The sequence below is a fragment of the Pseudoalteromonas piscicida genome (genome assembly GCF_002744175.1).
GTDB classification, from domain to species: domain Bacteria; phylum Pseudomonadota; class Gammaproteobacteria; order Enterobacterales; family Alteromonadaceae; genus Pseudoalteromonas; species Pseudoalteromonas piscicida_B.
In genome coordinates, this window is the sequence record NZ_NKHF01000107.1 from 1 (window position 1) to 22,436 (window position 22,436).

Annotated in this window: 20 protein-coding genes and 1 pseudogene; 9 read left to right on the forward strand and 12 right to left on the reverse strand. The window is 42.3% G+C overall.

The window, feature by feature from the left end; translation table 11 throughout:
- The 3 genes from CEX98_RS21535 to CEX98_RS22955 form a co-directional block, all read right to left on the reverse strand.
- Window positions 1–2,875, reverse strand: a 2,875-nt coding sequence (locus CEX98_RS21535; RefSeq protein ID WP_143484367.1) for a hypothetical protein, incomplete at its 3' end; no start/stop codon positions are given.
- A gap of 235 nt (window positions 2,876–3,110) precedes the next feature.
- Window positions 3,111–3,686 carry a hypothetical protein gene (locus CEX98_RS21540; RefSeq protein WP_099644043.1) on the reverse strand — a complete coding sequence of 192 codons (576 nt, stop codon included), beginning with the start codon at window positions 3,684–3,686 and terminating at the stop codon, window positions 3,111–3,113.
- A 125-nt stretch (window positions 3,687–3,811) separates the two neighbouring features.
- Window positions 3,812–3,985 carry a hypothetical protein gene (locus tag CEX98_RS22955; protein ID WP_172439828.1) on the reverse strand — a complete coding sequence of 58 codons (174 nt, stop codon included), beginning with the start codon at window positions 3,983–3,985 and terminating at the stop codon, window positions 3,812–3,814.
- Window positions 3,986–4,240: 255 nt separating this feature from the next.
- On the opposite strand from CEX98_RS22955, the pseudogene CEX98_RS23635 reads away from it, so the two are divergent.
- Window positions 4,241–4,352, forward strand: a pseudogene (locus CEX98_RS23635) (ISAs1-like element ISPsesp1 family transposase); the annotation flags it as partial.
- 820 nt (window positions 4,353–5,172) lie between these two features.
- Here CEX98_RS23635 and CEX98_RS21545 read toward each other — a convergent pair.
- Entirely contained in the window at window positions 5,173–5,343 is a 171-nt protein-coding gene (locus CEX98_RS21545) for a tyrosine-type recombinase/integrase (protein ID WP_242441782.1), read from the reverse strand.
- A 184-nt stretch (window positions 5,344–5,527) separates the two neighbouring features.
- Between CEX98_RS21545 and CEX98_RS21550 the strand changes: the two genes are divergently transcribed.
- On the forward strand, window positions 5,528–5,686 hold the full coding sequence (locus tag CEX98_RS21550) for an IS3 family transposase (RefSeq protein WP_172439829.1): 159 nt from the start codon (window positions 5,528–5,530) through the stop codon (window positions 5,684–5,686).
- Window positions 5,687–5,809: 123 nt separating this feature from the next.
- On the opposite strand, the gene CEX98_RS21555 is transcribed toward CEX98_RS21550, so the two are convergent.
- Complete coding sequence (locus CEX98_RS21555; protein ID WP_172439830.1) at window positions 5,810–6,724, reverse strand: LysR family transcriptional regulator; 915 nt, start codon at window positions 6,722–6,724, stop codon at window positions 5,810–5,812.
- Window positions 6,725–6,827: 103 nt separating this feature from the next.
- Here CEX98_RS21555 and CEX98_RS21560 point away from each other — a divergent pair, with 103 nt between their 5' ends.
- Entirely contained in the window at window positions 6,828–7,271 is a 444-nt protein-coding gene (locus CEX98_RS21560) for an SRPBCC family protein (RefSeq protein ID WP_099644047.1), read from the forward strand.
- 206 nt (window positions 7,272–7,477) lie between these two features.
- On the opposite strand, the gene CEX98_RS21565 is transcribed toward CEX98_RS21560, so the two are convergent.
- Window positions 7,478–9,034, reverse strand: coding sequence for an AbgT family transporter (locus tag CEX98_RS21565; protein ID WP_099644048.1), 1,557 nt, complete (start codon window positions 9,032–9,034; stop codon window positions 7,478–7,480).
- Window positions 9,035–9,219: 185 nt separating this feature from the next.
- Between CEX98_RS21565 and CEX98_RS21570 the strand changes: the two genes are divergently transcribed.
- Complete coding sequence (locus tag CEX98_RS21570; RefSeq protein WP_099644049.1) at window positions 9,220–10,077, forward strand: HDOD domain-containing protein; 858 nt, start codon at window positions 9,220–9,222, stop codon at window positions 10,075–10,077.
- 87 nt (window positions 10,078–10,164) lie between these two features.
- Window positions 10,165–11,397 carry an NRAMP family divalent metal transporter gene (locus CEX98_RS21575; RefSeq protein WP_099644050.1) on the forward strand — a complete coding sequence of 411 codons (1,233 nt, stop codon included), beginning with the start codon at window positions 10,165–10,167 and terminating at the stop codon, window positions 11,395–11,397.
- A gap of 54 nt (window positions 11,398–11,451) precedes the next feature.
- Here the strand turns inward: CEX98_RS21575 and CEX98_RS21580 are convergent, their stop codons facing one another.
- The 6 genes from CEX98_RS21580 to fadI all read right to left on the reverse strand — a co-directional run bounded on the left by CEX98_RS21580 (window position 11,452) and on the right by fadI (window position 18,835).
- On the reverse strand, window positions 11,452–11,727 hold the full coding sequence (locus tag CEX98_RS21580; RefSeq protein ID WP_099644051.1) for a YfcL family protein: 276 nt from the start codon (window positions 11,725–11,727) through the stop codon (window positions 11,452–11,454).
- Between the two features lie 13 nt (window positions 11,728–11,740).
- Window positions 11,741–12,862: an ATP-NAD kinase family protein gene (locus CEX98_RS21585; protein WP_099644052.1), complete on the reverse strand. Its 1,122-nt coding sequence runs from the start codon at window positions 12,860–12,862 to the stop codon at window positions 11,741–11,743.
- Window positions 12,852–13,418, reverse strand: coding sequence for an elongation factor P hydroxylase (locus CEX98_RS21590; RefSeq protein ID WP_099644053.1), 567 nt, complete (start codon window positions 13,416–13,418; stop codon window positions 12,852–12,854). The genes CEX98_RS21585 and CEX98_RS21590 overlap by 11 nt, the downstream gene beginning before the upstream one ends.
- Before the next feature lie 66 nt (window positions 13,419–13,484).
- A complete protein-coding gene (locus CEX98_RS21595; protein WP_099644054.1) occupies window positions 13,485–15,017 on the reverse strand; it encodes a sensor domain-containing diguanylate cyclase in 1,533 nt (510 codons plus the stop codon).
- A 408-nt stretch (window positions 15,018–15,425) separates the two neighbouring features.
- Window positions 15,426–17,525 (reverse strand): fatty acid oxidation complex subunit alpha FadJ, encoded by a 2,100-nt coding sequence (fadJ, locus tag CEX98_RS21600; RefSeq protein ID WP_099644055.1) that lies wholly within the window; start codon window positions 17,523–17,525, stop codon window positions 15,426–15,428.
- Window positions 17,525–18,835, reverse strand: a complete 1,311-nt coding sequence (gene fadI, locus CEX98_RS21605; RefSeq protein ID WP_099644056.1) for an acetyl-CoA C-acyltransferase FadI — start codon at window positions 18,833–18,835, stop codon at window positions 17,525–17,527. The genes fadJ and fadI overlap by 1 nt, the downstream gene beginning before the upstream one ends.
- Before the next feature lie 277 nt (window positions 18,836–19,112).
- Between fadI and CEX98_RS21610 the strand changes: the two genes are divergently transcribed.
- The 4 genes from CEX98_RS21610 to CEX98_RS21625 are packed head-to-tail and all read left to right on the forward strand — an operon-like array spanning window position 19,113 to window position 22,435.
- Window positions 19,113–20,069 (forward strand): AAA family ATPase, encoded by a 957-nt coding sequence (locus tag CEX98_RS21610; protein ID WP_099644057.1) that lies wholly within the window; start codon window positions 19,113–19,115, stop codon window positions 20,067–20,069.
- A 4-nt stretch (window positions 20,070–20,073) separates the two neighbouring features.
- A complete protein-coding gene (locus CEX98_RS21615; protein ID WP_099644078.1) occupies window positions 20,074–21,027 on the forward strand; it encodes a DUF58 domain-containing protein in 954 nt (317 codons plus the stop codon).
- On the forward strand, window positions 21,028–21,459 hold the full coding sequence (locus CEX98_RS21620; protein WP_099644058.1) for a DUF4381 domain-containing protein: 432 nt from the start codon (window positions 21,028–21,030) through the stop codon (window positions 21,457–21,459).
- The gene (locus CEX98_RS21625) at window positions 21,452–22,435 is read left to right on the forward strand and encodes a vWA domain-containing protein (RefSeq protein WP_099644059.1); all 984 of its coding nucleotides are present in this window, start codon (window positions 21,452–21,454) and stop codon (window positions 22,433–22,435) included. The genes CEX98_RS21620 and CEX98_RS21625 overlap by 8 nt, the downstream gene beginning before the upstream one ends.
- Window position 22,436 lies beyond the last annotated feature (1 nt).

Consider the following 22,436-nt stretch of genomic DNA (forward strand, 5'->3'; position numbering starts at 1 on the left):
CTTCAGGAGAGTCAATAAAAGTGGCAATCTTATATTCTGGAGCCCCAAATGCTTGATACGTTGTTGTGGTAACGTTCTTGAGTGGATCCGTCACTTTAATTTTATTGCTCGCTAGGTACGCATGTTTGGTAGCGCCAAGACCCGACACACTTACTGTTTTTGTGCGGCCTAATGCGTCATAAGTCGTACTGGTACCGTTTAATTCAGTACTATCAGTGCTAACAAATGAGACTAAGGTCTGACGATTTTTATAATCGTACTCAAAATTTTGATATCGAACACGGCTTTTTGCATCTGCATTTATCGTGTTATCTATAGTTTTAGTCTGGGTAAGTCTCAGTAAGCTGTCGTAGGTTTCTATTGTTTCAACAAGAGGCCTGGCTTCATTACACTGATTGTCTTGATTTAAAGTACAACGCTTAATGGTACGAGTATTATTTACATCATCCCAGACGAATCTAGTATCAAGCCAAGATTTATCAGCAGAGTCGTTTTCTAAGTCGATCGATAGTATCCTACCAACTGAGTCGTAACTTAACGAAGTTGAGACACCACTAAAATCAGTTTGCTTTGTGACTAAACCATCATCATTTACTTCTATAGCAGCATGAATTGCTCCTGTTGCGCTGAACCTAGATGGAATAGTCACTTTTCTAGCGATACCTCGCTTAAAATCAGAACGTTTAAAGTACCGTTTTTCATTGCTACTCTTTGGCCACAGATTTTGGTTAAACTCGATCTCAGCAACATTCCCTTCATTTGTATATTTCTTGAAAGTTTCTGTTAATCGGCCATTGTCGTAAATTTCTTTAACTAGTTTCAGGTTTCGATAGCTGTTATCAGCTGCCGTGAAATCACCATAGTTTACTTCTTGCGTCTTTTTATAAGTCTCGTCATTTGAAGAAATAGAAACTGACTCTAGTAGGTTGAATGCATGATGAGCGACGTCGTGTTTATAGGTGCGCTTCACAAATTTACTGCCACTAGGTCCTGATTCCTGAGTTTTGGTGGGCGCATCATATTCATTGAAAGTAAGATGGGTGAACTCAAAATTATCTTTAGAGCCATCCTCAAAAGTGTCTATTGTAACCTGAGACTTCGGGCGCATAAAGAAACCACTAGTAAAGTCATTCTTAACTAAGCTATTTCCTCGCAAAGTGCTTTTATCATTAGTACTGATAACTCGTCTCAGCGGCGGCAACGTACCATCTTTACCTAGATAATCGATGAGAATTGGAAGGTTTTCTGTCCATCCCCATTTTGCACTGTGATGATGCGCAACTTTCTCACCACCAGGAGTAGTGACCACAGTTGTTTTCAGATCGTAAGGTTTAAGGCCATATGGTAACGTACCGAACTTCCAACCAGCCCTTCTTGATTCACTAGGCTTTTTATCATTATGAAAATAACCTGAAGCATTAATATAGCGGTAATTCCATGTATAACTTTCGTTATCTGAGTAGGTAACCGTTTTATTATCTAAAGCATACGCTAATGAACAAGTTTGCGCTTCAATTAATACAGAGTCCCATTGGGTATCAAAGTCAGGTTTAAGTATACGAAGTTCCACATTTGCGCGATTAAAGGACCTATTTTTATAACTATACGTTGCTTTAAACCCACTAGGGTGCTCTATGTCGATTAACGTCCCTTTCACAGTAAAATATTCACATACTTTCCAGTTTAGATTTCTTTCTTCAGAAGGCACTGTGAATGTATGGAGACCAAGGTAAGCCTTTATCCAGTCAGTTGTTTTTGGGTGTTTGAATGACCAGTTTCTGTTATCTGGTAAGGTTACTTTTGATAATGCATTGATCTGCTCATTGAGTACGTAGCTTAAACCGCCTTGTTGGGCATAGCTATAATTCCAAGTTTTTCCATTTGCACTTGCTGTTGCCACTAAGTTTTTAAATGGACCTGAACTATAATAGGTTAGAGTGATTTTTCGACTACTAACACTAGATTTACCTTCGTTTCCCTCTATAGATATTAACTTTCCTTGGCTATCATACTTATACTCAACAGTATTGCCGAATTTGTCTTCAACTTTTGTAGCTAACAAAAAAGCATGGTAGGTCTCAAAGTGAGGTGAATCCTTTTTAGATGATGCTCTCTTTTCTACTAATTTTAGTATTTTACCCTTAACCACTTTTAATTGGTTAAAAGTGTAGATAGTGCCATCTAACGTTGTTATTTTAAAGCCTTCATAGCCACCAGGTGCAAACGTACATTCAATTTTCCATTGTTGATTGGTCGTTTTAACACCATTTGTACCACTCTTATTGATGATTTTTGCACTACCCTGATTTGGAATGTAGATATTGTCACCATTCCAAAAACTTTGTCCCTTTTCGATTTGTAAATTTTGGTCATAATACGGGTTACGGTTTTTATCCGTAAACTCCCCTACATCACCTAACTTACCTGAGCATGCTTTCCCCGTTCCCCAGCTACCTTTAAAGGATTTTTCGTCTTTCAACGAAATCATATTCGCTCTCACATGAGGAATGTCTATACCCCAAGTGCCAAAGTCTCTGGTATTACTGTCAAATGAGTCACTACCAACAAAGACTCGAGTTAAGTTAACAGGTAAGCTGCTATTACCGGGTATACTTATATCTGTTTGACGGAAAGTCACCGATCCGGTAGCTGGACTAAACTCCTCACCTAAATCATCAATTGTATATGGCTGAACACTATGGTCCAAGTTAAACAGTTCTCGATAGTTAGTCGTTATCTCTTTATGAATCGGTCGACTGTCAAGAGGAGTTTCAATCATCGCGGCTGAAACACTGCCACTTATTAACATTCCAAGACTAGCTAGAGCTGTACAATTAAAAATAGCTAGCCCATTAAACATTTTTTTTATTTCCATTTACGTAATTTCACTATTATTTTTAAGAAGTTACCTTTCACACTACTTTTCGATTTATCCATTTTAGTAGAGTATTTTCACATACTTCCACCATCATTACTGCTCATAAACCAAGCAAAAACGCCCCATATATGTTCAAAATATATCTCTCGCTCTTATTTGAAACAAAGGTTTCAGCCGCTTATTATATATGATTATCGCTTTATCATTAAGTAGCTTTAATAAAAACAGCAGATTATTTTATCTTACTTTGAGCAACTGGACTACCAAGATAATCTGTATGAATAAAAACAACTTTCTTGGGCTTTTTTATATTCACCTTTATCGTATAATTTTTACTCAACCCTTCTGAATCCAAGGCTTTTATCATAATAATGGAATGTCCCACTATATCTGGGAGAGGCTTTATATTAAGCTTCCATTTGGCCCTGAACTCCCCTGTACTTTCGATGACTCTTCCATTATCTTCAATAAGTAATTTATTGCTAATTTCACTGGTTTGAACTAAAGATATATTTTCCAATGGTAAAACATTTTCATCATTACTTGCCATCACAGATAATGAAAAGTTCGATGAATCGACGTCGCTGGCTGTAAAAGTAAAGGTTTCTCGTTTACCGATTATTACCTCTAACTCTTCAGGTAAACTGATAACAACAGGGTCATTTATACATTCCACTATATAGCTCGTGGTCACCAATTCTGTTGTTTGTTGATTGTTGTATCTGCCTCCCTCAAAATTCAATTCAGGTGAGCTATTCATGCCCTTTAAAGGACCTAACTCAAGCGGCGGATCTTTAATAATAGTCAACGGAAACCCGTTTTTAACAATATATTCTGTACTATCTTTACCACAGAAATTAGAAGCTGGTCTGTAGATTAGTGAATAGTTTGAGTTCCATGCCTTTGAAACAAGGCCATGTTCTGGGAAACTTGTTATCTGTTCGATGTAGGGAGGAGCCGACGTGAAGCCGCACTAAATACATCATTGATAGAATGCTCAACATAACTATCTTCATCTAAATACACCACGTGCTCTACTGATGCAAACGATACGCTAGAGCGAGCCAAAATAGCTAACGTTAGTAGTAGTCCTTCTTGTAACCTCATTACTGCTTATAGTTCCATAATAAAAAAACAAATCGAATCACAAAAATAACACAAAAACACATTTTTTTAACCCACCGTGCGAGACTAGGCTTTAACTACTCATCAAACAACTTCCCAAAAAAAGAAAGCCTAGATGAAAAAATCATATCTTGAAAAAGTATTATCTGGGGTTATTGGGTGGTTAAGAAAATGCTTTAATACCCACCTATTTCCTGATCTAGTAACGCTCACTTTATCAATATCTACTTATTAATTATGTCGTTATTCAGCCACCTTAAGCTTGTCGAAGATAAGCGTTCTTCTATCCCCCCCTGATTTTGCATATTTTTTGTTTCTAATCATCACGGCTATTTTATCCGGTTGTGAGGGTTAGAAAAATATCATCAATTCGAGCCTTAGTTTCAAATTCAATCGCCACATTTGATACGTTTCATTGTCAAAAAGCGACACTATTAGTACTGATTTCAAGAGGGGCTGACTATCTGGTTCAAGTGAAAGTAAATCGGAAAACACTTTGTAAAGCAGTCACTTTATGTTTTGACACAGCTTTTGAAGAAATAATGTTAGCGGGGTTTACAGTCTTAGCTGGCGGCTTCTCAGGTATGATTGGCATCTGAAGCAGCGCACCGTTGGGTGCTAAAGCAACCTACTATTTAAGCGTACTAACCATCAAGAAAATATTTGCGGAGTTGCTGGTGGTGGCCCTGCCAATATGATTTTAAAATAACCTAAACGGCATCGGCTAGTTACTCAATATCGTCAGATTTAACACACCAAAATGATGTCCATAGAACGACGTTATTCCCGACTTCAACTGAGCTTACAATATTGAAATGGCAGCTCCCATGTTAGTGAAGCTGCCAAATACGAGTCTATGATCAGAAATCAGGGAGTATATTACATTCTTCGTCTGATTATATGTACACGGATTCTGGAATACCTTATTGCCATGCGAATTGAAAAGTCACCAGAAAGATCAAAATGGAATGAAGCGCCATCCATACCTTGCACAGAAGAAGAAATTTTAATGTACTTACCCGGTAGTAAACTGGTAAGTCTGTTTTTCACTGTTCCCCCCAGTTACTCATTTTAGGTTTCAATGTTCGAACATCTTCTGTTTTTTCACCGAAGTAACAACCATAAATACACCTCTTATCAGACTACTTAAGTATAATTTAGCGATATAGTCATGCCAATAGTTCAAAACAAACCACTTGCTTTAACAGCCGAGGGATGTGTTGCTTCATAACTTCAGATGATTTTTTACGGCTAATGTGTGTATAGCGTTGTATGGTGAAAATACTAGCATGGCCCAGCATTTTTTGAATATGACGTAGATCGGCACCATTGTCTAACATAAATCGCCCCGTGTGACATTTATAGATGCTTACCGTGAGCATTACAGTGTCGAGTCAATTTGCAAGGAATTGCCGATTGCACCATCGCTCATAAACAGCTTCAGCGACAGCCTGAGCGTTTATCTAAACGAAAAAAGCGTGATGCTGAGCTGATGATAGTTACTCGACAAGTATGGGAGACAACATGTCTGTTTATGGGGCTAGAAAAGTATGGAAGCAATTACAGTTAGATAACCATCAAGTAGCTCGCTGCACTGTTGAGCGCTTAATGCGAAATATAGGTATTCAAGGTGCTCATCGCGGTAAAACGTGCAAAACAACGATACCAGATGAGCAACAATGATCTGTGATTCGGTAAAACATGATTTTTTCATAATTAGTCTTCTACTTGAATGATTGCAGAAAACGCCAATTATACCTGTCACACTTTATGGTACTGCGATACTAAAAGTTTAAATGAATCACCCTAGATTTTAAGTTTAGGTGACTGCCCAGCTATGTCGCCCTGTTTCAGTATGAACTCCTTAAATACACGTACAAGCTCAGACTGATGCTGTGTTTTACGATATACCAGACTCAACGGTTTTGAAGGCAAACTCAGATGCGGAAACACATTTATTACTAGGCCTTTGTCTATCGGCTCCACAAGCGCATCCTCTAAATTAAACCCAATACAACCATGTTCTAGAACCAGTTGATGTATTGCTCCTAAATCATCAATTTGATCTTGATTACTGGCTACAAAGGTAAACTGTTCTCGCTTTAACCACTGCCTAAGTTCAGAAGAGAGATTCTCTAGTGGAGGTAAAGCCACACGATGAGTTGCCAAGGTAGAGACTTCTTTTGGTACTCCATAATCAGATAAATACTTAGGCGTTGCATAGAAAATAGGCTTCACCTGCTTGAGGACTTTAGCTACTAACTTCGAACTATCTGCAAGCTCTCCAATTCGGAACGCAAAATCTAATTCAGAGTCTTGAAAGCTTTCAATGGCTTCCGAAAATGTTAGCCGGTAACGAACTTGTGGGTATGCTTTGGAAAATTTTGATAAATATTTTAATACAGATGAACCTAACAACGACTTGGACAAGGTTATACGGAGCTCACCTGCAACCGTTTCATCGTCAGCTTTTATCTGACTTTCTGCCAGTGAGATTTGTTTCAATATTGATACCGCTGACTGGTAAAACTGATAACCCCGCTCTGTCGTGCGCAGCTTTTTGTTTGAACGGTCAAATAGCTGTGCATTTAATGCCGCTTCAAGATTAGCTATCTGTTTGCTAAGTGCCGATGGCGTAAGGTTCAAGCTATGGGCAGCTAGACTGATACTACCTTTATCAACCACAGCAACAAACGCTTCGTATTGTGAAAATTTAGACAATTTAAATTCCATTTTGGAAAGATAAACTCAATTATATTTCGCTTTAAGTACAATAAAAAGCGATTTATATTTTAGTCAATAATAATTAAGTAAGAGAAACACGATGATTTTATTGGCTAAAAAAGACATAACACTGAACGTAGACACTGAAAAAGCATATTCATATCTCACCAATATGGAAAACTATGGAGATTGGTTTCCAGGTGTATCGTCGATAGCATCGGCAAATAATTTAGCGCATTCGGCTGTGGGAAAAAAATACACTGAACATCTCACTCTCCCTACAGGTGAATCCACGTTAACTATCGAAGTTACCCGCAGTGAACAAAATACGGCTTTTTATACTGAAGGCGATTTACACCCGCTTTACCCCGCAATGGCTATGACATTTAAGAGACTCAATAAGAACGACACACAATTTACTATTGAGTATTTTTCTCGAAGCCAAGAAGCAACATTGAACCAAGGTATGCTTTCAAGTTTGCAAAATGATTTGTCAGAAAGGTTGGATATCGCTGAAACAAACTTACAAAGGATTTTTGCATAGATGCTTGTGTCACCTTCCCATAAAATGAAACATACATAGCTAAAACTTTCTGCAATCATAAAAGCAGAAGACTAACTAACCTGAATTCGGGTTAACTACGAAAAAATCCGATGACCTGCGATCATCGGATTTTTATTTTCTTGTGCCAAATATCAATTACGTAACTGAATGGCGGTACTGCGATTACAGTACTTTCACTTTATCCGCTACATGCCTGCTGGATAAACATAATTAGCTTGTAAACCTAATGGGATCCCAAGCGTCCAGTAGATAAGTAAGAAGATACTCCAGCCAATTAAAAACGCGATTGAGTAAGGTAGCATCATGGCTATCAAAGTACCAATTCCCGTCGACTTAACGTATTTCTGGCAATAGACCACCACCAGTGGGAAATACGGCATCAGTGGCGTAATAATGTTCGACCCAGAGTCACCTACACGATAAGCGGCTTGAGTTAAATCTGGTGAAATACCCAATTGCATTAGCATAGGAACGAAAATAGGACCTAGCAATGCCCATTTTGCTGAACTCGATCCAACAAACAAGTTAACAAATGCCGTTAAGAAAATAATACCCACAACCGTGACATAACTAGGTAACGCCAATGCTTTGAGAATTTGCGCTCCCTCAATAGCCAATAACGCTCCAAGGTTTGAGTGGCTAAATGCACTGATAAATAGCGCACAGAAGAATGCCATTACGATGTAATAAGACATGCTATTCATCGCTTTGGTCATTGCATCTATCATGTCTTTTGACGTTTTAAATGTTCCAACCACAAAACCATAAACGGCGCCAGGGATCCAAAACAGTAAGAAAATGAGCGGTACTATGGATTGCATCAACGGAGCACTAAAGTCGGTTAATGCACCGGATGGACTGCGCAGAGCTGAGTCCTCTCCACTTGATGCGTACACTAACAAAGCGATACCCGCTAACATCACCAAAGACGCGATAACAAAGCCTTTTTTCTCTTTGCCCGTGATTTCATCGAATGAAGGCAAGCTATCGGTATCGCCGTCTATTTCTGTCGCTTTCAATCTTGGCTCGATAATTTTATCTGTGATATACCAACCCAGCAGAATAATGAAAAGACTAGAAGCCGACGTAAAGAACCAGTTGTTTAACGGATTAATAGCGATTTCAGGGTCAATAATTTGTGCTGCACTCTGAGTGAAGCTTTGTAGTAAAGGGTCTATGCCCGATGGAATAAAGTTTGCGCTAAAGCCACCACTTACACCAGCAAATGCAGCCGCAATACCCGCAAGAGGATGTCTTCCCATAGCATAAAATATTACCCCTGCAAGCGGGATCACAAGTACATAACCAGCGTCAGTTGCGGTGTGGCTTACTATTGCAATTAAAATAATAGATGGCGTTAATAACACTTGTGGTGTGCGTTTAAGCATAATTTTTAGGCCAGTGTTAATATAGCCTGAGTGCTCAGCGACTCCCACACCTAACATGGCCACAAGCACCACGCCAAGCGGTGCAAACCCTGTGAAGGTTTTCACCATGGTTGCCATAAACCCAGCAAGTGCATTGGGGTCAAGTAAATTGTGAACTACAATTGCTTGATTAGTACGAGGATCAATTGCGCTAAATTCCACGCCTGAAAATAGCCAAGAAAGTAACCAAATCAGCAACATTGCTGATAAGAAGATAATTGCAGGATCAGGCAGTTTGTTTCCTACCCTTTCTATCCCGTTCAAAAAACGGGTGATCGCAGAGTTTTGCGAGTTCGCTTGTTGTGTTTCGTGCATACCATTGCCCTAAGAAAAAAACTGCTTAACCATAACTTAATATTTACATGTTAGGCAAGAAAACGTGTCCAATGCTGAGACACTTTGCTGATTAAGTAGCCGGCTTTGTATTTTTTGCTGTCAATCAATGTTCAATAATGAAAATGCGCTATGCTTGTTATATCTCTGAATGTAAGGGTCTTTAGATGATAGATTTAGACGACAAAGTATTGTCCGACGTCAAGCATGGCTTCAGTTTACCACCAAAGCCTGCACTGATTAGCGAGCTCCAAGCTGCCCTGTCAATGGAGCAGCCTGATCTCAACGATGTCGCAACCATTATTGCTCATGATGTTGGCGCTTCCGCCGCGGTGCTAAAGGTGATTAATTCTCCATTGTATGGCTTGTCTAGATCGGTAACAGATGTCAAGCAAGCTGTGGTTTTTCTTGGCTTGAGCGCCATTAGTACGTTAGTGACTGGTTTTTTGCTCAAAGAGTCGTTTGAACAGAAAAAATGCTGTATTAGCCTTGAGCGATTTTGGGATAACGCATCCGATATAGCAGACAGTATTATGGTGATTGGCAACAAACTTAAATCTCGCGTACCTATTGAAAACCTTCATCTACTGGGCTTGTTTCATGACGCTGGGATCGCTGCTATGGCCGTAAACTACCCCGACTATATTGAAACGTTGATCGCAGCAAATAAAGATTACGACAAACTGTTGGTAGAACACGAAGAGTTAAAGTACAAAACCAATCATGCTGTTGTTGGGTACTTTTTGGCAACTTCTTGGAATCTACCCAAGGGCATTTGCCAGATGATTTTGTGTCACCACGACCCTAGCTTCTTACCTAGTTGCAAAGACGAAGAACAAAAGCTTGCATTTTCTGCCTTAAAAATGGCCGAAAATTTTGTGCATATTAATAAACGCTTTATTGCGGCACCAGATTGGCATTTAATGAAGGCCGATGTGTTAAAAGCCTTGAACCTCGATGAAGATGACTATCAGGATATTAAAGAAGATTTAGATGAATACTTTTTAGAGCAAGACGGCGCCTAGCTGACTCTATGCACATGACTGTTGCGGCAATAATGAAAACTGAATAGACTGGCTTTAATTAAAATAACAATAAATAAGGAACATACCTTGCCAGCATTGCGTGCCCTAAAAGATAAATTTGCCATATTTGGCCCCGGTATTTTAATGGCAACGGCAGCGATTGGCGGTTCGCACTTGGTTTCATCAACACAAGCCGGCGCGCTATTTGGTACTCAGCTGATTTGGCTTATCGTCGCAGTCAACCTACTCAAATACCCGTTTTTTAAATATGCGGTGGAATACACCAGCCATTCTAAGCAGACTGTCGTTGAGGGTTATCATAGCCACTACCGATTTGGCTTTAAGGTATTTGTTTTATTAAATATCTTTGCTGCTATCGTCAATACCGCAGGAGTCTTGCTGCTCACATCCAGTTTGCTCAGTTACGCTTTACCCTTCGCTATAAATATAGAATTACTCAGCTTTATTTTGCTCGCAAGCTGCCTGACCATCTTGCTATTGGGTCACTACAAAATCCTCGATGTGACGAGTAAATGGGTGATGATTATTTTGACTCTGTCAACCATTGCTGCACTTGCCATAGCAGCTACAAATGGCCCAGCGCATGCCCCTCCTTCGGTGCCTACCTCCCCTTATGATCTGGCGCTTTTAGGCTTTTTGGTTGCATTGATGGGGTGGATGCCAGCGCCGATTGAGATTTCGGTTATCAATTCTTCTTGGCTGAAAACCAAAATGATGAAACAGAAATTGACTAACAAGCAAATCCTACTTGATTTTAAGGTGGGTTATTTTGTTACCTTGGGACTGGCTGTGGTCTTTTGTCTACTTGGCATGTTAATGCAGTATGGGCAAGAAAAACCAGTTGAGCTTGCAGGGGTTGCATTTTCACAACAACTCATCGATATGTACGCTAACACCATTGGCGAATGGGCTCGCTGGCTTATTGCAGGCGTTGCCTTTTTGTGTATGTTTGGCACCACCATCACGGTACTTGATGGTTATTCAAGGGTGCTGAGTGAATCATTACAGCTCACTCGCCCGAGCACCACAAAAAAAAGCTACACCTATATTTTGCTGCTTCAAGCCGCACTTGGTATGTTGGTTGTGCTGTTTTTTAAAGCAGATCTAAAAAGCATGCTAATGTTTGCAATGAGCTCTGCGTTTGTCACCACTCCGGTGTTTGCGTGGATGAACTTAGGCTTAGTTAAAGGTGAGATTTTTACTCGTCAGCCCACTTATACCAAAGTGTTAACTGGATTGGGATTGGTTTATTTGATTGGATTTGCGCTACTGTTCGTGTTGTGGCGCTTATCGCTGTAGGAAGGTCGCGCAGCAGGTGTGCCATTGGTAACATGTGCTGCGCAAATTATAGGCTTATTTGAGGTTTTGCACCTGCTCCCAAATAGTCACCACATGGGCTTTATCTTCATCGTTCAGCTCACCATTTCGATAAGCTTTTACTAAGCTTTTTTCAACCTGTTCGTTCAATTGTTCAATCGACAAATCTGCTTCTTCAACTTGTGCATAACCCACAGCTAAGTCAAAGTGACCACGTAAGTAACCGCCGGCAAACAACTCATCGTCATTTGCTTTATCTACCAGTTCATCAAAAAACTGCTGTGCTTTTTCTACATATTCTACTAATGACATTTGTATTCCTACATTATTCTTGATGACCAATGGCATACATGACATGGTCGTTAAATCCAGTGATCACTTTAATAAATCCAGCGAGCGATTCGTCAAGTTGTTCATCTCCTGTATCCGCAATCAAAGGGCGACCATTTAGTGCCTTCAATTTTGATTTTGTTGCGATAAGGATAATATTGTCTTTGCCTACTTTTTTGATGAGTTCAGGGCTTAGCTGCTGATTACCACGGCCAAATATATGGCCTTGTCCACCAATCAGGGTGATCACAAGTTTGCTGTTACCGTCAGCCAGCGCTAACAATTGCTGCGCAGTTTGGTCTTGCGCTATTAGGGTTTGATCTTTTACCACATCCACCCCTAGCAAGGTATTTTCAAGGCCCATTTCTTCCATCACCGCAGCGACGGTAGAGCCTGACCCCATGATGTAAGTATGATCCTCTTCCATTTCAGAGACCACATATGCCGCAATATCGGCAAGCACCAACTCATCGCTTTCTTTGCCGCCATTTTTCACGGCTTGTACGTATCTCAGCTCTGTAGGCACTTGCATCTCGCCATAACGTTTCGCCCGCACAGTCCCTTCTCTAAATGCGGCTTCATCAATGTCCATTACATCCGCTTCACCGATAGAAACCAGCTCTCCTGTGACTAACAGTTCGACAACTCGTCCAGCGGCTTTAGGCGTAATTGCATAAACACCACTATGAATTTTGCATCCAGCAGGGATCCCAAGGACAGGACAGTCATCACCGAGCGCATGGCAGATATTGCGAGCGGTGCCATCACCACCTGCAAATAGTAATAAGTCAACACCTTGCTGTTTAAGCAGTTGCGCTGCAGCTTCGGTATCTTCTGGTGTTGTTGCAGGGCTGTTAGTCCGATATACCACATGGGTATTAAAGCCAAGCTCGGTTGCTGTGCGCTCACCCATTTCGCCGTTTACGGTGAAAATCTCTATCTGATCTCGATGCCCTAGCAGCTGAGTTAATGCGGTCTTGGCCCTTTGATTGGCTCTTGGCTCTGCACCTAATGCCAATGCCTGCTGCGCGGTATCATTACCATCACTGCCCTTTAAGGCCACGCTGCCGCCTAGTCCCGCTAAGGGATTAATGATTAGTCCAAGCTTAAAGTGCATCTTCAATCTCCATGCTAAACTCTGGCGGGATATGCCAGCTAAATTGCTCTGGGCTTAGTGGCCAAGGCGTATTATAAAAATCGCTCAACGCTTTTAGTAATTGTGTGGTTCGGGAATTAAAACCATGCTCTAGGAAGGTGAGTACTTGCTGATGCACCCGCTTTTGAAAACTAAAACGGCAAGTTTGCTCACCGTTAAGGTTGTCCACCGATACATTAAACGCAAAGCCAGCAGCACAGCTTAATGCCCACTCGATAGCTTGAGGCTTTACTTCAACCTTTTCGAACTCATGTTGTTGTGTTTTATCTCGACCATCAGGACAATACCAATATCCGTAATCCTCCTGTTGCCGGCGTGCCTTGCCCGCAACTAACCAATGCGCAATTTCATGTAATGCACTGGCATAAAACCCATGCGCAAAAACAATGCGATGATGAGAGTGTTCCTTGTTGGCTGGGAGGTAAATTGGCTCATCCTCTCCCGCTACGAGTTCTGTGTTGAGGGTACTTAGAAATAACCCATTAAAAACTGCAATGAGATCTTCTATGTTATGCATCAACATCCGCCACAAATCTAAATAGGGCGCAAATTGTAAGGTTTTTAGCGGATAATGTAAAAGGCATCAGGCCTTTTTATCGAGTACACCGTGAGGGGCAATATAAAGTGTCGCTTGGTTCCGCCCTGATTCTTTCGACTCATATAAGGCCAAATCGGCTTCTTCAAACGCGCGTTCTTGATTAAAGCTTTCGCCAATAAGTTCATAGCCTGCAACACCAATACTGAAGGTTAACCCAAAGCTGGTAAAGCGCGTAAATTCATCAACTAGCCGCTCAGCGAAATTAAGTGCCGCATCAGGGCGGGTTTCAGGGCACACAATCACAAACTCATCCCCTCCCCAGCGTCCAATGTGGTCACTTGGCCTAGCTTGCTCTTGTAAAAATTGCCCTACTTCTTTAAGCGCATTGTCACCATCTTGGTGTCCTGCGGTATCATTTAACTGTTTAAAGTAATCAATATCTATAACTAAAACAGATAGGGCTCGATGATAACGAATGGCTCTTTGTACTTCCTCCTTTAAGGCCGCCTCAACTTTTCTGCGATTCATCACCTGAGTCAAAAAGTCCAGTTCAGCACGAGACTTTAGCGCTTGCTCTTGCCGCAAATCTCTTACTACCGCGATAAAAACATCGTCTTTTGAAACTGATACACTCGACAAAGCAATGTCCAAGGGGATTTCTACTCCCGATTGATGACGCCCCACTATATCAAGCCCTTCGTGTGTTACCCTTCGCATGCTGGCGCTACCGTGGAATGCTTCTCTATCAGCCCTATGTTTACGAACAAACCGCTCTGGAATTAAATCTTCAACCTGCATTTTTAATAGTTCATGAGCCGGATAGCCAAACAATTCAGTGCAAGCTTGATTCACTTCTTTTAAGTAACCTGATTTGTCACAGTACAAAATGGCATCTGGTGTTGCATTGAATAACTTGCGCTTTTCGTTAAGCAACTTCAGTATAAAAACGAGAGTAAAAATAGTGAGGCAAGCAAATAGCAACATCACAGGCAATATCAACAGTGCCCCTGTTTTTGCGATACCTTGCGTTCGAATAAGCTCTGCGGCTTGATCCGCTTTTGCACTTGTAAACTGCTCACCAATTGATTGACGTAAAAAATTAAACCCAGCTTCCGCTTGAGTATCATCCACTTTAACTAGCCTATCTATCTCTGTTGGGCTTAACTTCCCAGCGGTGAGCCTTGATTTTGCCAACGCTAACATTCGAGTGTATTCATCAAAGGTGTTTTGAATTGCCCCTAAAGCTTCGCCCTCTTGCTCGCTCAGCGGCAATAAACTAAGCGTTTTTATGGTCGCTTTCGTCGCTTCAATATCACTGAGTGCCGCGTCATAATAATGCGCCTCTTGACGTAACACGTAATTTTTAAAGTGGTGAATAAAGCCGTTGTAACCAAAACCGCGCTCTAGTTCAGCCAAAAGCTGTGCACGTTTGATTGTAACTTCGGTATCAGACTGCCAAGACTGATGAAATGAGGAGAGAGATTGGGTTAGCAAAGTTGACCAATACATCACGCCACCACTCATTAGGATGGTAAAAATAACCAACGCACAAATTTGTAGATACACACGCTTATTCATATACCCTGCCGCCAAAACTCAGCTAACCAAGGCCACTACACCCAAAGCTTATGGAGTTAAGTGATCTAAGTCGCTGTCAGATCCATGTATTACCAATTCGCTTAATCAAGTCACCTATTTAAACACCGCACAGCATCCAGCTATCTCCAAGGCACTTACATTTATGTAAGCAAGGCGAAAATTTTGCTATTTAGTTGTTCTAAATCAGAAATTTTTAACGCTGTTAGCGTCAAATTTATTCCCCACATTGAGCAGGTATTAATGCGAATTGGTATATTGCCACAGCAATTGCTGATAGTAAGTCTAGACCAGAGAATGAAAAAAGCCGCATTACAGCGGCTTACAGATAAACTATCTTAACCTGAACTCAAGATAATAGTTAATCAGGTTATACTAGTATAAAAGTGGCTAGTAATAGGCTTTGCCAGCTTCTGCCATCGCCAGTAATGGTTCAGCAGGCGTGAATACTGGGTTATCCGCAGCATAAGTAGATAGCTCAGAGCAAACCTTATTGGCGCCCTTTTTATCCATATAGCTAAATGGACCACCTAAGAACGGCGGGAAGCCAATACCAAAGATTGCACCAATGTCGCCATCTCTTGCATTACGGATAATTCCCTCGTCAAGGCAGCGAGCCGCTTCATTCAGCATCTGCGCTACACAGCGATTCGCAATTTCTTGTTTATTCAGTCTTGGGGACGGCGTTACACCTAAGAGTTCGTAAACCGACTCATCCACTTTTTTGCCTTTTTTCCCTTCGTAGTTATAGAAACCACGACCCGTCTTACGGCCAAGACGTTTGCTATCAATCATGCGCGCAAAGGCATCGGGAGCTTTAAAGCGATCACCTAACTCTTTTTCTAAAATAGGAGCAATTTTAGAACCAATGTCCACCCCTACTTCGTCAAGTAATGCCAACGGTCCGACAGGGAAACCAAACTCAACAAGTGCTTGGTCGATTTTCTCAATCGGCTCTCCGGCAAGTAATAAATTCGCCGCTTCGTTCACATATGGTGCTAGGATGCGGTTAACATAAAAGCCTGCTTTGTCCTTTACTACAATTGGCGTTTTGCCCTGTTTACGCGCAAACGCCACGGTGCGTGCAATCACATCATCACTGGTTGTCTCGTGTGGAATGATTTCAACCAATGGCATTTTTTCTACAGGTGAAAAGTAATGCAAGCCAATCACGTTTTCTGGTCGTGCGGCTTTTGCTGCGATTTGGCCAATTGGTAACGACGAGGTGTTACTGGCAAAAATAGTCTGCTCACCACACTCACGCTCAATATCAGCCACCATTGACTGCTTTAAATCTAAATCTTCAAATACCGCTTCAATCACCATATCTGTGTGTTTAAAGCCCGAGTAATCGGTTGTACCTGTGATCATATTCAAGGTTGACTGCATCTCAGCCTTTGACATGATACGACGTTTTTGACGTTTAGATAGAATCTTATAACTGTAGTTAAGAGCGTTACTGATCCCTTGGTGGGCTACATCTTTAATCCTAACTGGTGTACCTGCTTTCACCGCACTCACATGCGTGATCCCGGCCCCCATTAAGCCACCACCGAGCACAGCTACACGTTTCACAGGCGCTAAATCTTCGCCCTGAAAGTCTTTTTTCATTTCCGTTGTAGCGAAGAAAATACCGCGAAGTGAGCGGGACACTTCAGACATAACCAGATCCGCAAACCCTTCAGCTTCTGTTTTGTAGCCTTTGAGTTTATCTAGCTCAATTGACGCCCTAACGGCCTTAATAATGGCAATTGGCGCGGGGTAATGGCCGCCGGTTTTCTTTTCTACGTTTTCTTGGGCTTTTTTGAAAATGATATTGCGACCAAACGGATTTGACTCCAGTAATTGGCTGATTTTGTCTAAGTTAGGTTTGCGCGGCTTCGGCTTACCTTTTCTTGCAAGCTTAACGGCAACATCCAGTAAGATGCTATGTGGAACAGCATCATCAACTAAGCCTGCTTTTTTCGCTTGCTTCGGACGAACCTGTTTGCCTGTCAGCATCCACTCTAATGCTTTTTGAATACCGACGAGTTTAGGTAACCGTTGCGTGCCGCCACCGCCAGGAAGTAGACCAAGCTGTACTTCAGGTAAGCCTAACTTAGTCTTACTGTCTTCGGTACAAACACGGTAATCACAAGCAAGCGCAAACTCTAACCCACCGCCTAGCGCAACGCCGTGGATAGCAGCCACCGTAGGGAATGGCAACTCAGCCAATTTAAAGAAGGTTTTATGACACATTTCTGATATTGCTAACGCGTCATCACGGGTTTTCGCGTTATCGAGCATTTTAATATCAGCACCAGCAATAAAGTTATCGTCTTTGCCGCTGACAAAAACCATACCAGTTACGTCGTCTTGCTTGCTTTTAGCAATGATCTCAAGCAATTCATCCGCAAATGAATCGCGCAAAGTGTTCATCTTTTCACCCGGCACATCAATGGTGACGATGGCGACTTTATGGTCATTTAGTTCATAAGAAAATACTGACATTACGCGCTCTCCAATACAAATGCTGCTCCAAGACCACCTGCTGCACAGGCCGTTGTTAATGCAAGGCCACCACCACGACGCTTAAGCTCATGTAAGCTTTGCGTGATCAAACGTGCCCCGGTCGCGGCAAATGGGTGACCATAAGCCAGTGAGCCACCGTTTACGTTAAACTTATCCATGTCGATTTCACCAATGGCCTTGCTACGTCCAAGCTTCTCTTGCGCAAACTTATCAGAGCCAAACATTTTCATGTTCGCCAGTGCTTGTGCCGCAAAGGCTTCGTGCATTTCAATCAAATCAAGATCGCCAAGCGTAATACCCGCTCTGTCCAGTGCAACCGGTGTGGAATGCGCAGGACCCATCAACATATCTTCGTGTACGCCAATGGCAGAGAATGCAAAGCTACGCACATATCCTAAGATATCGTAACCAAGGGCTTTTGCCTTACTTTCACTCATCATTAGTACCGCTGCGGCACCGTCTGTTAGAGGCGTTGCGTTTGCAGCTGTCACAGAGCCATGTTTTCGATCAAACACAGGTTTTAGTTTCGCATAACCTTCTAACGAAGAGTTTTCACGAATATTGTTATCTTTGTCAATAAAGCTCTTGTATGGCTCTACATGGGCCGCCATCACTTCGTTATTTAGTAACCCTTGTGACCAAGCTTTTGCCGCTAAACTGTGCGAGCGATGCGCCATAGCGTCTTGATCTGCTCGGCTGATCCCATGTGTTTTTGCCATTTGCTCTGCAGTTTGGCCCATGGATAGTCCCGTTGAGTACTCGGCAACGGCAGGGGGAACTGGCAGTAAATCTTTTAGTCTTAGTTTCGAGAAAATCTGTAAACGCTGCTTAAGTGTGCGTGCTTTATTCAGATCCACTAGGCTGCCTGCAAGCTTTTTGCTTACCCCGATTGGCAGCACAGAAGAAGAGTCCGCGCCACCTGCAACGCCAACGTGTACTTGCCCTGCGATGATGCTTTCGGCGACATTTGCGATGGCTTGGAAGCTAGTCGCACAGGCACGAGAAACAGAATAGGCATCTACAGATACTGGCATGCCAGTACCAAGCACGATTTCACGAGCAATATTAGGTGCCTCTGGCATTTGTACTACTTGTCCAAAAACCAGTTGGTCAATTTCTTTGCGATCGAAGTTGAGTCGCTCAAGCATTTCGTTGACTACGATCTTACCTAAGTCTAGTGCTGGAACGTGATGAAAAGCGGTAGCTTGCTTTGCGAATGGCGTACGCAAGCCGCTCACGATAGCGATTCGGTCGCCTTTAGGTGTTTTTAGTATGTTTTGTTCAGACATGAATTTGCTCTCCCGCTGACAGGTCTGACCTGTTAATTTCCTTCGATTCTAAACAACCAAATCGTTGTTGCCAATAGCAAAGCACGAAATGGTTGCTTTTTAAACCGTGAACATCAACTTTAGATGCTTTTTCGAGCAATCTCAAAGTATTTGAAATTGTTATTGAAAATTTATGAACTTTTCTAAATTTACCGGTCTAATCACCTTGATTATTCATTCAGCGTCCATATAAATAATCTGAACTATTTTTATTTTTGTCGGCTTAAAAGGCAGTCTCATGGCAGTAAACGCATTTTCACAATTAAAAGAATATTTAGATACCCAAATTCTAGGGCAAAGTGCACTGACCGAATCGTTGCTAATCGCACTTTTAGCAGATGGCCACTTACTCGTGGAAGGCCCGCCAGGTCTTGCCAAGACTCGAGCGGTAAATGCACTAGCCAAAGGAATTGAAGGCAGTTTTCAGCGCGTTCAGTTTACCCCCGATCTGTTGCCGTCTGACGTCACAGGTACAGATATTTACCGTCAACAAACTAATGAGTTTGTGTTTGAGAAAGGCCCGCTATTCCATCACCTTATTTTAGCGGACGAAATTAACCGCGCACCTGCAAAAGTTCAATCCGCTTTACTTGAAGCAATGGCAGAAAGGCAAATCACGGTCGGCAAAACGACTTATCCATTACCTGAACTGTTTATGGTGATGGCGACTCAAAACCCGCTTGAGCAAGAAGGAACCTACCCCCTTCCAGAGGCACAGTTAGACCGCTTTTTACTCCATTTGAATATTGATTACCCAGATGCACAAACTGAGGTAGACATATTACGATTAACACGCGGTGAAGCACTAGAAGAATATCAGACGTCGTTCACGCCAATCAGTCAAGCCACGCTATTTGAAGCGCGCAAAACGGTGCTTGGCATGCACCTAGCTGAACCATTGGAGCAATATCTAGTGCAGCTAATTATAGCCACCAGAGAGCCAGAACGCTTTGACACAACGCTGGCTAGCTGGATTGATTATGGTGCCAGTCCTCGTGCAACAATAGCTTTAGATAAGTGCTCACGCGCTCACGCTTGGCTTCAAGGTCGAGACTTTGTTACCCCTGAAGATATCCAAGCTGTGGTTCATAATGTCCTGCGTCACCGCATCGTGCTGAGTTATGAAGCGCAGGCTGATGGGATCACTAAAGATCAAGTGATCAGCAAGATTATCGAATTGGTTGCTGTGCCATAACATGATGAACGACGTCACCCATTTTAATGCGGCCAGCTGGTTTAATGAAAGCCACAGTAATGGCGTCGAGCTTGGTCTCAAAGAGCTCCTATTTTATCAGTCTAAAGCCCATTTACTCTCGCTAAAGCCGCGAGGTAAAGTAAAGAGTGCTCAGGCAGGACAGTATCTTGCCCCTCACAAAGGCAGAGGTATGGAGTTTGCTGAGGTCAGACAATATCAGTACGGCGATGACATCCGCGCCATCGATTGGCGTGTTACCGCTCGTACCGGTGAAGCGCATACCAAGCTTTTCCAAGAAGAAAAAGAGCGGCCAGTTTTTATCTTTTGTGATTTTTCATCTAGCATGCTTTTTGGCTCAAAGTTACTGCTTAAGTCTGTACTTGCCGCCCACTTAGGGGCCTTGGTGGCTTGGTCTGCGTGTAAACGTGGTGACCGAGTTGGTGGAGTAGTGTTTAATGACACCCATCATCATGAATTAAAGCCTATTGCCAGAGATCGTGGTGTATTGGCACTTGCCCATCAATTTTGTACATTACATGAGCAAGCACTATTGCAAAAAGACACAGCGACTTCTGAAAATCGCTTTAACGAGAATTTAAGACGTCTAGTTCACCTCGCAAAGCCCGGCAGCCTTATTTACTTGATCTCAGACTTCACCGAGCTCAACGAAGAAAGCTTTAAGCTGTTAGAACGAGCAACTCGTCATAATGAAGTGATCGGGTGTATGGTAAGCGATCCATTTGAGCATCAATTGCCAGAGTATAGCCAAGCTATTGAGGTGTCTGCTGGTGAACAAAACTGGACTCTGCCTCTGATGGACAAACAATTCAGAGCAAAATTCTCGCAAAATGCGAGTGACTTCTTCAATAAGAGATTAGCGTTACTCAAACGCTCAGGCATGACACTTCAAAAATACGATGCGTCATTGCCAATTGAATTACAAATAATGAGGGGTTAAATGCAAGTCAATCCACTCGACCAACTCAATGATGTGGTCATCCCTCAAAGCGTAAGCTGGTGGCCACTTTCTTATCCTATGTGGGGCGCAATCTTTGTTGCCGTTGCAATTATCGTTAGTGCCTGTTGGTTGTACTATCGCAGACAACAGTTTTTAAAGGCGAAAAAAGAAGCCATTAAACTAAGCCAAGTACAAGAAAACCCACAGGCATTGCATGCTTTATTAAAGCGTTTAGTGAAACACTACTACGGTGATGTCGCCGCCAGTCGATACGGCAAAGAGTGGCTGGCACTACAAGCAAAACTAACCCGAGTAGAACTCACTCAGCAAGAACTGGATTCTTTGTATGCGCCAACTCAAGTCCCAGAGCTTAGTAATAAGCTTATTCGGGCTATTAGTACCTTTAAAGTCAAGGAGCGCCTAGATGGTTGAATTTAGCTGGCCTCTTGCATTTTTACTGCTTCCACTACCTTGGCTTATTGCCAAATTTAAACCCAGTGCAGCACAAACCAATATACATATTCGCATGCCAAGTGTGGCCAAGTTACAGCTGGGCCAATCAAGCCAATTGCATAAACGAGCCAAAGTCGGCGTGATTGAATCACTCATTTGGATGTTACTGGTGAGCGCAGCTGCTAACCCTACTTGGCTTGACGACCCGATTGTTATTCCCAATGAAGGGCGAGACATTATGCTTGCTGTTGACCTGTCGGCATCAATGACTGAACAAGACATGGAATACCAAGGCCGTTTGGTTGATAGGTTGTCAGTGGTGAAAGCCGTGGTGAGCGACTTTATTGAAGCGCGCCAGGGCGATAGGCTCGGTCTTATTCTTTTCGGTGACACTGCATTTTTACAAACGCCCCTTACCCGCGATTTGGCTACCGTCAGCCAAATGTTAACCGAAGCACAAATTGGGCTGGTTGGGCGCGCTACGGCTATCGGTGATGCCATTGGTTTGTCGGTAAAACGCTTTGAGGAACGTGAGCAGAGTAATCGTATATTAATTCTATTGACCGACGGCCAGAATACGGCAGGTAATCTCGAGCCGAATGAAGCACTTATCTTGGCCCGTGAAGAAGGAATTAAAGTTTATACAGTAGGTGTAGGCTCCGATGGCAGACGCGGATTTGGCCTATTTGGTTTTAATTCAATGGCAGGCAGCAGTATTGATGAAAAAACCCTACAGCATATTGCCAAAGAAACTGGTGGACAATATTTTCGCGCGAAAGATGTAGAAAGCTTGCAGCAGATTTATGCAATGCTTGACGAACTTGAGCCTATTAGCGACGAAACACAAACCTTCCGCCCTAAGGTTTCGTTATTTTATTTACCGCTACTAGCTGTACTTGGGCTGCTGTTTATAGCGCAGCTTAGCGTTGCATTCAGAGCAAAAGTAAGGGGATAAG